This window comes from Luteibacter sp. KNZ12-1A, assembly GCF_056755675.1.
Map to the genome: position 1 here is coordinate 26,738 of NZ_JBPGXU010000028.1, position 12,862 is coordinate 39,599.

General features: G+C 63.1%; 10 protein-coding genes. 4 read left to right on the forward strand and 6 right to left on the reverse strand.

From position 1 onward, the window contains the following. Nucleotides 1-97: 97 nt before the first annotated feature. Together sucD and sucC are read right to left on the reverse strand one after the other, a co-directional pair. Nucleotides 98-973, reverse strand: coding sequence for a succinate--CoA ligase subunit alpha (gene sucD, locus ACR9ZJ_RS08350; RefSeq protein ID WP_371025111.1), 876 nt, complete (start codon nucleotides 971-973; stop codon nucleotides 98-100). Between the two features lie 14 nt (nucleotides 974-987). After that, nucleotides 988-2,220, reverse strand: coding sequence for an ADP-forming succinate--CoA ligase subunit beta (gene sucC / locus ACR9ZJ_RS08355; protein ID WP_481282760.1), 1,233 nt, complete (start codon nucleotides 2,218-2,220; stop codon nucleotides 988-990). A 150-nt stretch (nucleotides 2,221-2,370) separates the two neighbouring features. On the opposite strand from sucC, the gene ACR9ZJ_RS08360 reads away from it, so the two are divergent. The 4 genes from ACR9ZJ_RS08360 to ACR9ZJ_RS08375 all read left to right on the forward strand — a co-directional run bounded on the left by ACR9ZJ_RS08360 (nucleotide 2,371) and on the right by ACR9ZJ_RS08375 (nucleotide 6,581). Then, the gene (locus tag ACR9ZJ_RS08360; protein WP_481282606.1) at nucleotides 2,371-4,014 is read left to right on the forward strand and encodes a sensor histidine kinase; all 1,644 of its coding nucleotides are present in this window, start codon (nucleotides 2,371-2,373) and stop codon (nucleotides 4,012-4,014) included. A gap of 67 nt (nucleotides 4,015-4,081) precedes the next feature. Next, a complete protein-coding gene (locus ACR9ZJ_RS08365) occupies nucleotides 4,082-5,476 on the forward strand; it encodes a sigma-54-dependent transcriptional regulator (protein ID WP_481282605.1) in 1,395 nt (464 codons plus the stop codon). A 147-nt stretch (nucleotides 5,477-5,623) separates the two neighbouring features. Next, nucleotides 5,624-6,052 (forward strand): DUF3757 domain-containing protein, encoded by a 429-nt coding sequence (locus ACR9ZJ_RS08370; protein WP_481287501.1) that lies wholly within the window; start codon nucleotides 5,624-5,626, stop codon nucleotides 6,050-6,052. 34 nt (nucleotides 6,053-6,086) lie between these two features. Beyond that, nucleotides 6,087-6,581 carry a hypothetical protein gene (locus ACR9ZJ_RS08375; protein ID WP_481287502.1) on the forward strand — a complete coding sequence of 165 codons (495 nt, stop codon included), beginning with the start codon at nucleotides 6,087-6,089 and terminating at the stop codon, nucleotides 6,579-6,581. A gap of 112 nt (nucleotides 6,582-6,693) precedes the next feature. Here ACR9ZJ_RS08375 and ACR9ZJ_RS08380 read toward each other — a convergent pair whose 3' ends face one another. The 4 genes from ACR9ZJ_RS08380 to ACR9ZJ_RS08395 form a co-directional block, all read right to left on the reverse strand. Then, a complete protein-coding gene (locus ACR9ZJ_RS08380; RefSeq protein ID WP_481287503.1) occupies nucleotides 6,694-7,152 on the reverse strand; it encodes a hypothetical protein in 459 nt (152 codons plus the stop codon). Between the two features lie 1,749 nt (nucleotides 7,153-8,901). Next, nucleotides 8,902-10,443, reverse strand: a complete 1,542-nt coding sequence (locus ACR9ZJ_RS08385) for an ATP-binding response regulator (protein WP_481282598.1) — start codon at nucleotides 10,441-10,443, stop codon at nucleotides 8,902-8,904. Between the two features lie 25 nt (nucleotides 10,444-10,468). Then, entirely contained in the window at nucleotides 10,469-10,915 is a 447-nt protein-coding gene (locus ACR9ZJ_RS08390) for a response regulator (protein ID WP_481282597.1), read from the reverse strand. Then, complete coding sequence (locus tag ACR9ZJ_RS08395) at nucleotides 10,912-12,708, reverse strand: ATP-binding protein (RefSeq protein ID WP_481282596.1); 1,797 nt, start codon at nucleotides 12,706-12,708, stop codon at nucleotides 10,912-10,914. Before ACR9ZJ_RS08395 ends, ACR9ZJ_RS08390 begins: the two co-directional genes overlap by 4 nt. Nucleotides 12,709-12,862 lie beyond the last annotated feature (154 nt).

Genomic DNA, 12,862 nt, shown 5'->3' on the forward strand with positions numbered 1-12,862 from the left:
CGGCTCCCACAACGGCAACAGGGCTCAATTCCATCGGGCATAAAAAACCGCGGCCCGAAGGCCGCGGCTTTTCATCACATACCGAAGTGCGTGACGCTTACTTCTTCATCAAGCCCGCGAGGGTCTTGCCGAGGTCGGCCGGGGACTTGACCGTGGTCACGCCCGCCTTTTCGAGTGCGGCGAACTTCGCCGCCGCCGTGCCCTTGCCGCCGGAGATGATCGCACCGGCATGGCCCATGCGCTTGCCCGGAGGAGCCGAGGCACCCGCGATGAACGAGACGACCGGCTTCTTCACGTACTGGCCGATGAACTCGGCCGCGTCTTCCTCGGCGCTGCCGCCGATTTCGCCGACCATGATGATGCCTTCGGTCTGCGGGTCGTCCTGGAACAGCTTGAGGCAATCGATGAAGCTCAGGCCGTTGATCGGGTCGCCGCCGATGCCGATGCAGGTGGACTGGCCGAGGCCTTCGTTCGTGGTCTGGAACACCGCTTCATAGGTGAGCGTGCCCGAGCGCGAAACGATGCCGACCTTGCCCGGCTTGTGGATGTGGCCCGGCATGATGCCGATCTTGCACTCGCCCGGGGTGATGACGCCGGGGCAGTTCGGACCGACCAGGACGACGTCCGGATGGGACTTCAGCACGTTCTTCACGCGCATCATGTCGAGCACGGGGATGCCTTCCGTGATCGCGACGATGACCTTGATGCCACCGTCGATGGCTTCAAGGATCGAGTCGGCGGCGAACGGCGGCGGCACGAAGATCACCGAGGCGTCGGCACCGGTCTGGTCGACGGCGTCACGCACGGTGTTGAAGACCGGCAGGCCGATGTGTTCGGAACCGCCCTTGCCCGGGGTCACGCCACCGACGATCTTGGTGCCGTAGTCGATCGCCTGTTCGGCGTGGAAGGTGCCCTGCTGTCCGGTGAAACCCTGGACGAGGACCTTGGTGTTCTTGTTGATCAGGACGCTCATGTTGCTTTCGCTCCTCAGGCCGCGGCGGCCACGGCCTTTTGGGCCGCATCGTTGAGATCGTCGGCCGGCGTGATCGCCAGGCCCGAGTTGGCCAGCAGTTCGCGGCCCTTCTCGACATTCGTGCCTTGCAGGCGCACGACCACCGGAATTTTCAGGCCCACTTCCTTCACGGCCGCGATGATGCCTTCGGCGATCAGGTCGCAACGCACGATGCCGCCGAAGATGTTGACCAGGATGGCCTTCACCTTGTCGGACGAGAGGATGAGCTTGAACGCCTCGGTGACGCGCTCCTTGGTGGCACCGCCGCCGACGTCGAGGAAGTTGGCCGGCTCGCCGCCCGCCAGCTTGATCACGTCCATCGTGGCCATCGCCAGGCCGGCGCCGTTGACCATGCAGCCGATCGTGCCGTCCATCGTGACGTAGTTGAGGTTGTGCTGGACGGCGGCCGCTTCGGCGGCGTCTTCCTGCGTGAGGTCGCGCATGGCGGCGAGGTCCGGGTGACGGAACTCGGCGTTGTCGTCGGAGTTCACCTTGCCGTCGAGGGCGGCGAGGTTGCCGTCGGCGAGGATCGCCAGCGGGTTCAGTTCGACGAGGGCGAGGTCCTTCTCGTTGAAGAGCTTGTAGAGGCCCATCATGATCTTGACGAGCTGGCCCACCTGCTTCGGATTCAGGTCCATCTTGAACCCGAGATCGCGGCACTGGTACGGCTGCAGGCCTTCGACGAAGTCCACCACGATGGTGTGGATGTCTTCCGGCGTGTCGTGGGCGACCTGTTCGATGTCGACGCCGCCGTGCTTGGAGGCGATGAACGAGATCGACTTGGTGTCGCGATCGGTGAGGATCGACAGGTACAGTTCCTTCGCGATGTCGGTCGCGTCGGTGACCAGGACCAGGTTCACCGGCAGCGCGCGGCCGGCGGACTGGTAGGTTTCCATGTTCGTACCGAGCATGCCCTTGGCGGCGGCGCGGACGTCATCGAGGCTGCGGCAGAACTTCACGCCGCCGGCCTTGCCGCGGCCACCGGCATGGATCTGGGCCTTGACCATCCACTGGGTACCGCCAAGGTGCTTGGCGGCATCGACGGCGGCGTCGGGAGAGTTGGCGATCTTGCCCGGCGGCACGGCGATGCCGTACTTGGCGAACAGTTCTTTAGCCTGGTACTCGTGGAAATTCATTCGATACCTCGAGCGAACGGAGAAAACGTGTGAAAGCGTGCGGGCCGGGAGGCTCGCACGGGGAGGGGGGATGAATCGATTGCGCCGATTTCACGCAATACGGCCGCGTATTTTCCCGGAAGGCGCCCCGGATGGAAAGGGGCGATGCGGCATTCGCGTGCCCGCCACCCTATACTGACGGCTATCCACGGCCCCGGGGGCCCACGGCGGAGAAGTATCCAGGTGTCCACGCCCGCGTCGACCATCGCCGTCCGAGCCAGCGCGAACCAGACCACGGCGCGCCACGAACTCTTCTTTTTCAACTACTTCCGACTCGGCCAGGCCGCGGTCTACACCGCGTTGGCGTTCCGCCCCGAGCACATGAACTGGCCGGCCCTGCCGGAACCGGTGTTCGCCCGCCTGTTCGCCCTGGCCTACCTGCTGGCCGCCCTGGTGATGGTGGCCCGCACCCGGCAAACCCTCAACCGGCCGGTGCTGATCGTGTCGATCGGCCTCACCCTGGATATCGCCGCGGCCCTGCTGGCCCTGGTGCTGATGCACGACGTACGCATGGGCGTGGCCATGATGCTGGCCGTGAACATCGCCACCGGCGCCTTGCTGCTGCCGTTCCGCCTGTCGATGTTCTTCGCCGCGCTGGCCACCCTCGGCATGCTCGGACACTCGGTCTTCGACCTGGATTCGGCCGACGGCACCGATCGCGAGATGGTCGAATACGGCCTCTTCGGCGCCGCTTATTTCGCCTGCGCCTCGTTGTGCTACGTGCTGGGCCGAAATATCCGGGCTTCCGAGGCGCTGGCCGAGCAGCGCGGCATCGACCTGGCCAACCTGTCCCAGGTCAACGAACTGATCATCCGGCGCATGAAGACCGGCGTGTTGCTGGTGGACGAGAGCAACCGTATCCACCAGCTCAACGAATCGGCCTGGATGCTCATGGGCAATCCCTCCGCCGAGCAGCGCGACCTCGGCAGCCTCGCGCCCGAGCTGTCACGACGCCTGTACCACTGGCGCACTTCCGGCAAGCTCGACGAGAGCGCCACGATGCTCGCCGACGGCACGCCGGAAGTGGTGCCGCGCTTCTCGCGCCTGGCGCCGAACGACGACTCGCACGTGCTGATCTTCCTCGACGACACGTCCCTCGTGTCGCGGCGCGCCGAGGAACTCACCCTCAGTTCGCTGGGGCGGTTGTCCGCCTCGATCGCCCACGAGATCCGCAATCCGCTGGCCGCGATCCACTATTCGGCCCAGCTGCTGGCGGAATCCACGGACATGAACGATACCGACCTGCGCATGGTCGAGATCATCAACAACCATTGCTCCCGCCTCAACGAGATCATCGAGAACATCCTGCAACTCTCGCGGCGCGAGCGTTCGCGACCGGAAACCCTCGACCTGGGCAAGTGGGTGCACCACTTCGTCACCGAGTACCGCCAGGGCAACGACCTTGGCTCGGACATCCTGCGCGCGGTGTCCGGCAGCGAGCCGGTCGCCGCCGTGGCCGACCCCCAGCACCTGCAGCAGGTGATCTGGAACCTGGTGCAGAATGCGCTGCGCTATGGCCGCCTGCCCGGCGAGACGGCGCGGGTGATGCTGGTGGCCCGGCATTCCGAGGCCGGCATCCCCATCCTCGAGGTGATCGACCGCGGCCCGGGCATCCCGCCCAAGGTGGCCGCGCAGATCTTCGAGCCGTTCTTCACCACGCACGAATACGGGACGGGACTGGGCCTCTACCTCGCCCGGCAGATGGCCGAGGCCAACCAGGCGGCCCTGGAATACGTGCGAGTGGCCGGCGGTGGCAGTTGCTTCCGTATCAGCCTGACGCCGCCCGCACGCACGGCCGTCGCGGCTCCCGTGGCGGCACGCGCGTGAACGCCGCCCTTTGCGTATGCCGCCCGGGCGGTTACATTTGGACTATTCACCGAACCTGTCGGACCTAATGAGCAAGCAGACCGTACTGGTCATCGACGACGAACGGGACATCCGCGAGTTGCTGACCATCACACTCGGTCGAATGGAACTCGACGTCGACGCCGTGGGGAGCGTCAGCGAAGCGCGGAGCGCATTGGCAGCTCGGCGTTACGACCTGTGCTTCACCGACATGCGGCTGCCCGACGGCAGTGGCCAGGAGATCATCGAGCTGATCGCCGCCAACCACCCGGACATGCCGGTGGCGATGATCACGGCCTATGGCAATGTCGACGCGGCGGTCAACGCGCTCAAGGCGGGGGCCTTCGATTTCGTTTCCAAGCCGGTGGACATCCACCTGTTGCGCCGCCTCGTGCGTACGGCGCTTCGCTTGTCCGAGGAACGCAAGGCGGGTGGCGGCAGCAAGACCTCGCCCGGGGCCGATCGCCTGATCGGTGACTCCGCCGCGATGACCGAGGTGCGCGGCAAGATCGCCAAGCTCGCACGCAACCAGGCGCCGGTCTATATCGCCGGCGAGTCCGGCGTGGGCAAGGAACTGGTCGCCCGCCTGATCCACGAGTTGGGGCCGCGCGCGACCGGCGCCTTCGTGCCGGTGAACTGCGGCGCGATTCCGTCCGAGTTGATGGAAAGCGAATTCTTCGGCCATCGCAAGGGCAGCTTCACCGGCGCGCATGCCGACAAGGAAGGCCTGTTCCAGGCCGCCCAGGGCGGCACGCTGTTCCTGGACGAGGTGGCGGAGCTTCCCTTGCACATGCAGGTGAAGCTGCTGCGCGCCATCCAGGAAAAAGCGGTTCGCCCCATCGGCGGCCGCGACGAGATTCCGGTGGACGTCCGCATCCTCTCGGCCACTCACAAGAATCTCGCCGCTCTGGTCGAGCAAGGCCTGTTCCGGCAGGATCTCTTCTACCGTATCAACGTCATCGAACTGCGCGTTCCGCCGCTACGCGAACGTCGCGGCGACGTGCCGAAGCTGGCGGACTTCATCCTCCGCCAGCTGGCCACCGAAGCCGGTGGCGAACCCGGCCGCCTGCGCCCGGAAGCCCTCGCCGCGCTGGAGGCCTACCAATTCCCCGGCAATGTCCGCGAACTGGAAAACATCCTCGAACGCGCCATGGCGATGTGCGAAGGCGACACGATCGAAGCCGAAGACCTGATGCTGCCTCAACGCACCGTCACGCCGGCGCTGGCCGCCGTGACCGAAGCCGCCGCCCCGGCCTCCGCGGCACACGCCCTACGCAGCGCCGCGACCGACGGCTCGCTCGAGGATTACATCTCCAACATCGAGCGCGACACGATCATCAAGGCGCTGGAAGAGTCGCGGTATAACAAGACAGCGACGGCGAAGAAGCTGGGGATCACGTTCCGCGCGCTGCGGTACAAGCTGAAGAAGCTCGGCATCGACTGAGCACCGATTTGCCCGAGAGGGCGAGATCTGACAAGCGCGCCCGGACTTCGCCGGCGGCGCCACCGCCGCTCGATTCCCATACTGACTGATAGCCCATCGCCATCTCGGCGATGTCGGCACCCTCTCCTCATGGAAAAGGATTCAGTCATGCGCGCACTGCTCGGCGTCATCGCGACGCTTGCATCCCCCGTTGCCGCGGCCTACGTCATCGAACATTGCCCGCGACCGACGGCGATCGTGAATCATCATGGCGTCCACAAGGCAACGGCACGGGACTCGCGATACGAATGGGTAGGTATCGCACCCGCGGGAAACGACGGCGGCGTGCTTCGCTTCGAGGAAGCGGTCTTCTATCCCGGCAGTGAAACCGCAACCGACGGCGAGCTGGCCCGTTGCAGCTACAAACTGGAACGTGGCGCATTGGACATGGCCTACCTGGCTACTGCCGGAAGACCGAAGGTCCGCTTGCACGACCGCCATGCGTGGACGCGTGAGCTGGGTCCCTTCGGCGTCGTGTATCACAAGTGCACCGCAACGGATGGCATCGGGTGCACGTTCCGGGCAGTCGATGAATGATGCATTCACCCACCCTGAAAAATCGAGAAATCCTATGAAGACCTGTCATGCCACCCTGCGAGCAACCCTGCTCGCGATGGTCGCCATATCGTTCCCCGCGATCGCCGACGTAACGCAATCATGTGGATACTCGTGGCCGTCCATCCCGGGATCCGGCCCCGAGCCCCACATCTATTCCGTCTGGTCCGAAGCCGACGAACGCATCGAATTCCTGGGCGTACCGCTGCCTGCCGCGACCACCATCGATCACCGTGGTGAGATGAGCATCTTCGTCGACGTGCTGGATACATTCACGACGATTCCCGTGAAGGCCATGCTTGACGGACGCGAGATCGACGTACCGATGGCTGCCGAAGGCCGCTGCTCACCGGATGGCATCGCCGTGCTGGAATGCCCCAGCGGTGCGCGTCCCAATCTGCGACTCCGCCATTTCGTCCTGCCTACGCAGAACGGAGGTCAGTTCACGTATGTCGTTCGCGAGCGGGACGACCCGTCGAAAACGCACACCGCCACCATTCGCATCCGTTGAACGCGGATCCATGGAAACCGAGTGCCAGGCGGTGCGGGCGACGAATCCCGACATCATCTTCGGGCTTGCAGCTGGTTCTACAAGTGCTCACGGTCTCGTGGGCAGTGGGTCATCAATCTGTAGGAGATGAAGACAGTGCGTAGCCAAAGTCCATCCACCCTTCAAAGGATAGGCCGGCACACCAAGCGACCTCGGGAAACGGAAACACATAAGTATGCTGCGGAGCCTCTGTAAGCTCAGGCAGATAGTCGACAATGTCTTCAATATCCCCAGAGAAGGCCAGATCGACCGGACCGTCTCCAATCACGAACACTGTTCCCGCCAAATGCTCCTCAGCAATCAGGCGCTTCATGAACTCAACAAACAGTTCCGGATTATGAACGCCAGCATCACCCTCCCTTATCGCACCAGGCACAGAATCCCATTCCAACCTGTTGCGTGGGAAGGGAAACGCTTTTTCAAGCGCGATCAATAAATCATCGACATCTGCGGTGACCGCCATGCGGCCATCACGCAGTGGAGCATCTAGATTTTTCAATAACACATCATTGTATGAAGGTAGGGAATTCATCGATTCAACCTGTCAGTAATTGAGTCTACTGAACCGCCCGGCTTTGCCTGAGGTTCTCAATCTTGAAAGAATGGGGCCATAGCAAAGACAATAGCTTCGCCGATAACTTGTGCCGCAGGGTCGATGATCAACGGAAGTGATCAACACCTTGAGCCACCGTTGACAACAGACTTGCCATTTCTTCCGTCGGCCATGATGAGGATGGATGGTTCGAGCTATTGATTGAATGTCCCGAACTGCCGACAATCTCAAGTTGCCCCAACAGCTCAGATACCTCCAACCAATAGGACCAATGTCGTTGGTTGGAACCACCGGCTTTGCTTGCACTCATTGCCGTGATCCTTTCAGTGTTCCAGTGCATGCGGTGCGGCACTAGTGAGAACCTTCTGCCGTTGCCAATCGATCCTCTAGCGATCGCGTCTCGACTTCCATGCTTTGACGATTTCTTGCCTAAAGATCCACGCAAACGCAGTGTGTCCCGCAAGGCTGACAGCGATGTAGACCTTACAACCCGTAACGATGCCCGTTGACCAGGCATAAATGCTCGCCGGCATGAGTGCGACGAGTGAAAATATCAGCACAAGATATTTATAAGCGCTCATCAGCCAACTCTGTTGCGATCACCCTGCGCCATCTCAGCATCTAAAGATTGGCTTTTTTTATAGTCGATGAGGCATCGGAAGAAGGCTCCCCCGATTTTGTTCATGGCGCGGCGCAATCGCTTACCCCTGATCGAGAAAGGAGAGTCGGCAGGTGCGAAGGACAAACTCCCATCGTAGATGCACACCAAACCTATTTCCCTGCTCCTGTGCGCCGACGCGCAATTTAGTCAGCCGGAAGAGCCCCAACAGCCTCTGCCGCTATCATCGCCTTGAGAAGGGCGACGCCTTTTAATTCAAAGGTCCCACTCATATCCGCGCTCTTCACGGTCGTTTGTCCCCCGGCCCCAACGATGCTCTGTAGCCGCAGCTGATCAGACTTTCGCACCGGCCGGAATATAACAACTCCATCCACACAACGACTTTCGAAGACGGCCGACCATTCACCTACGACAACTATTCGTCGCCCCGCCTTCCTCGCCTCATCACAGGTTAATGAGGACATTTCCACCGCCACATCGAAAGAGGATGCCGTCTCCCTAGCATCTCTCAAGGCAAGCAACGATATTGACTTATCATCAATCGCAGAAAGTTTGTATCCATGCCCCGGCCAGGCGAGCCAGTATGAACGCGGATCATCATCCTTATGTTCTCTGATCTCATGTTCATACCGATCTAGAGCCTTTATCAGTTCGTCTGCATATGCTTGCTTCCGTGAAGATGCGTGTGGAACTTGCGAGACCGAACTTTCCGTCGATATGGCTCCAACACTTCCTGCCCCAGCCGCACATAGGAAGGCGCCAATGGCTGGCAACGGGATTTTCCTCCACATTATTTGCATTGCCGCCTCTTACATGCCTGGTCGGCGGCTACCTTCGCGTTATCAACTGCGCGCCAAGGAGCGGAAAAAGAAGAAGCGCCGTAAAGATGATGGAACGGCCAGAAAAGCGCCCACAAAAACGCGCGCTGCCGATGGCAGCGCCTTGCACGTCCAACGTCATTCCTTTGTCCCCTGTGCTCCGGCGCTAGCCGGCATATCCGGAATCTAGCGGCGCACGGGAACTCAAGTCAACATGACAAATTCCGATCCCCGTACCGCGACAGGACGGGATACTCCGGACGCATTCGGCCTCGGATGAATCGGAGGACCCTACCCTCGATCCAACGCCTCACGCACCTTCCGCAGCAACGCCCGCGACTGCACCGGCTTCTCGATCACATACAGATGATCGAGTTGGGGCAGTTCGTCGAGATTCGGTGGCGCGTCGGGGCGCGCCAGCAGCAACACCGCTCCGCCGTAGCCATGGTCGAGCAAGGCGGCCAGGGTGCGCACGCCGGTGAACAGGTTCATGTCGGCGTCCATCACCACGAGGTCCGGCACACCGTGCGCCTCGATCCACTGCAACGCCGCCGTACCGCTCTGGCTCGCGCCAGCCTGGTAACCGTAGGCGTCGAGCGTGTCGACCAGCAGCGATAGTTGCACCGCCTCCTCCACCACCACGAGCACGCGTTCGGCTTCGCCTTGCAGGCTCGCGTCCATGACCTGCGGCTCGATGTGGTCGCCATCCTCGCTGCGCAAGGGCAGGTAGAGATGGAATGCCGTGCCTTCGCCGGCCTGGCTGCGCACGCGCATGAGGCCACCGTGACTGGCGACGATACGCTTGCAGGACAACAGGCCCAGGCCCGTCCCCGCCTCCTTGGTGGTGAAGAACGGCTCGAACAGTCGCTGCAGGACGTCGGGCGACATGCCGTGCCCGCTGTCGATGACCGAAAGCCGCAAGTAGCGCCCCGGCGCCGCCTGCTCGCCATCGGCGAAGAAATCCTCGGGCAGGCTGACCAGGTCCGTCTCGATGCGCAGCACGCCTCCCTCGGGCATCGCCTGGATGGCGTTGAGGCAAAGATTGAGCAGGCACTGTTGCAGTTCGGTGTGGTTGCCTTCGAATGCCACGTCCGGATCGAACACGTCCACGTCCATCCGCACCGTACGCGGGATGCTTCCTTGCAGGAGCAGGTTCAGCGCCTCCAGCAGGGCACCGAGCTTCACCTGTTCCGCGCGCCGCGCGCCGCGCGCGAAGGAAAGCATCGAGGACACCATCTCCAGTCCGCGACGCCCGCAATCGCGGACCAGGGTGCCTAACCTCGCCAGGCGCGGATCGTCCGCGTAATCCTCGAGCGTGTCGCCGGCGAGCAAGAGCGGCTGCAAAAGGTTGCGCAGGTCGTGACTCAGGCCGCCTGCCAGCAAGGCCAGGCTCTCGAACCGCTGCGCACGAATGAGTTCCTGTTCCGCGCGAGCGCGGGCACGCTGCTCTTCCGCTTCGCGCAGTGCGCGACGAACCGCGCTGGCGAGACGTGCGGTGTTGTGCTTCAGGATGTAATCGGTGGCACCGTTGCGCAGTGCCTCGATCGCCGCTTCCTCGCCGAGGGTGGCGGAGATGAAGATGAAGGGTATATCGGAGCCACGCTCGCGCAGGATCTGCAACGCACGCTCACCGCTGAAGACCGGCATGCTGAGATCGGACAGCACGATGTCCGGACGAAACTCGTCGAGGGCGGCGATATAGGCCTGCTCGTCGTCCACCAGCCTCGCCTCGTACTCGATCCCGTCCTGGTCGAGTTCGGTCAGTACGAGTTCCGCGTCGAGGGAGCTGTCCTCGACCTGGAGAATCCTGACCTTTTGGCCTTGCCCGCCCATGTGCCGTCCCGTCCGTCGTCGCGTGTTATTCGCCGTCCGGGCGTTGGTTGAGCACCGCCCAGAAATGGCCCAGGGTCTGTACCGCCGTGAAGAACTGCTGCACGTCCACCGGCTTCAGCACATACGCATTGACGCCGAGATCCCAGCTGCGCGCAAGATCGCTTTCTTCACGGGACGAGGACAGGATCACCACCGGCAACCGCTTCCAGCGTTCTTCGGAACGCAGTTGCTTGAGCACCTCCAGGCCATCCATGCGTGGCATCTTGATGTCGAGCAGGATCACGGAAGGATCGCCTTCCGCACGATCGGCGAAGGCGCCACGACGATACAACCAGTCGAGGCAGTCGACACCGTCCTCCACATGGACGACGGGATTGGCGAGCTTGGCCTCGCGAAGGGCGTCGATGGCCATCTCGGCATCGGCCAGGGAATCTTCGACGAGGAGGATGGTTCGCAGGTCGCGCTTGTTCATGTGTCACCCGTTCTGGAGCCCGGCACATCGGATGCCGGGAGTGAAAAATGGAAAGTGGCGCCGCGGTCGATTTCACCTTCGGCCCAGGTGCGGCCGCCATGGCGGGAGATGATGCGCCTGACGTTGGCGAGGCCGATGCCGTTGCCGGGAAACTCGGAAGCGCGGTGCAAGCGCTGGAACACGCCGAACAGCTTGCCGGCGTATTTCATGTCGAAGCCGGCGCCGTTGTCGCGCACCGAGAACTGGTAGTCGCCCGCGGGCGTTCGATCCAGCCCCACCTCGATCTGCGCGAACTCGCGGTGCGACGTGTATTTCACCGCGTTGCCGAGCAGGTTCTGCCATACGGTGCGAAGCATGTTCTCGTCGCCGATCACGATGGGCATCGGCGTGATCTTCCAGTCGATGTGGCGATCCTGGGCATCGGTTTCCACCAAGGCCCGGGCTTCGTCCACCAGGGATTGCATGTCGACCGGTTGCAGGCGCAGCGCACCCCGGCCCAGGCGCGAGAATACCAGCAGGTCGTCGATCAACTGGGCCATGCGTCGCGAGGAACTGCTGATCACGTCGATGTAGTGCCGCACGTTATCGTCGGCCTTCTCGCCGAGTTGCGCCTCGAGCTTTCCCGCGAATCCCGAGATGTGTCGCAGCGGCGCGCGCAGGTCGTGCGACACCGAGTAACTGAAGGCTTCCAGTTCGCGGTTCACATCCGAGATCTGTTCCACCTTGCCCTCGAGCTGGCGGTTCAGTTCGTTGACCTTCTGCTCTACCAGCGCCCGGGCTGTAATATCGCTGACCGTCAACAGCAGGGCGGGATCGGCGCTGTCGGGCTGCTCGATGCGGCGGGCATTGATCACCACGAAACGGTCGATACCGTCGGCGGTGCGCTGGGTCAGTTCGTAATCCCATAGTTCGCGGTCGCGTGCGATCACGTCGGACAATCGCTGCAACAACGCGGTGTCGTCCCATGCGCCGTCACCGATGCGGTCGAGCGGCGCGAGCTGGTCGCTCTCGGCATCGAATCCGTAGAGCTCGGCGAAGGCCGTGTTCACCAGCAACGTGCGCAGATGACGATCGAGCATCGCGATCGGCTCACGCACGGCCTGCACGATGAGCTGCGACCGCTTCACCGCGTCGGCCACGCGGGATTCCGCGGCAAGGCGGATGGCGATCTGCCGCTCCGAAACCACCACCACGATGCCGAGCAGGGCGAGCTGCGCCAGCGCGGCGACCAGCAGCACCACCCGGTTGTTCGACGCCAGCTTGGCGGCGGCGGCACGACGATCGGCAAGCAGCCTCGATTCGTCGGCGAGCACATCGTCGATCGGGCCGCTGACCGGGAACAGCTTGCGGGCATCCTCCATCGAGGCGAAGGCGCCGGCGCGATCGCCGGCTGCCAGGCGCTGCAAGGCCTGGTCGGTGAGGGCCATGCGTCCGCTGGCGATCGATTCGAGGGCGCCCAGCCGGGTCAGTTGTTTCGCGTTGTCGCGGGTCATCTCGCGCAAGCCGGCGATGATCCCCGGCACGAGTTTGCGCGGCGCCATGGTCCGTTCGTCGAGGACGACGCTATCGGGCGCTCCGGCGATGCGCGCGTACATCGCGGCCTCGCTGCTGCGCAGGATGCCGTCGAGCTGGTACACGCTGGCCTTGATTTCCGCCGTATGGGTGACCCAGTCACGCGAGTCCAGGGCGTCCTCCGAACTCGAGCGCGTGACGATGTACGGCAGCGCCACGATCACGAGTACCGCTGCCAGCAGCCCGACCAGGCGCCAGCGCAGTCCGATGCGTTCGATCATGCCTTCCTCATCCCCACGACGATTCCTGCCCGGAAAGGACATTCATTGTAGACGCCGGATGCGTCGCTTCGGTGGATTGCCATCGCCTGCCCTCAAGACGCGCGACGGGTGCGCCCACATACCCCCCCGCGGGCCAGGGAAGAGCGGCGCCCCC

What these genes read in the sequence shown, in the direction of transcription:
- sucD (WP_371025111.1), bottom strand. Translation starts at nt 973, where the DNA reads ATGAGCGTCCTGATCAACAAGAACACCAAGGTCCTCGTCCAGGGTTTC.
- ACR9ZJ_RS08365 (WP_481282605.1), top strand. Translation starts at nt 4,082, where the DNA reads ATGAGCAAGCAGACCGTACTGGTCATCGACGACGAACGGGACATCCGC.
- ACR9ZJ_RS08370 (WP_481287501.1), top strand. Translation starts at nt 5,624, where the DNA reads ATGCGCGCACTGCTCGGCGTCATCGCGACGCTTGCATCCCCCGTTGCC.
- ACR9ZJ_RS08375 (WP_481287502.1), top strand. Translation starts at nt 6,087, where the DNA reads ATGAAGACCTGTCATGCCACCCTGCGAGCAACCCTGCTCGCGATGGTC.
- ACR9ZJ_RS08380 (WP_481287503.1), bottom strand. Translation starts at nt 7,152, where the DNA reads ATGAATTCCCTACCTTCATACAATGATGTGTTATTGAAAAATCTAGAT.
- ACR9ZJ_RS08385 (WP_481282598.1), bottom strand. Translation starts at nt 10,443, where the DNA reads ATGGGCGGGCAAGGCCAAAAGGTCAGGATTCTCCAGGTCGAGGACAGC.
- ACR9ZJ_RS08390 (WP_481282597.1), bottom strand. Translation starts at nt 10,915, where the DNA reads ATGAACAAGCGCGACCTGCGAACCATCCTCCTCGTCGAAGATTCCCTG.
- ACR9ZJ_RS08395 (WP_481282596.1), bottom strand. Translation starts at nt 12,708, where the DNA reads ATGATCGAACGCATCGGACTGCGCTGGCGCCTGGTCGGGCTGCTGGCA.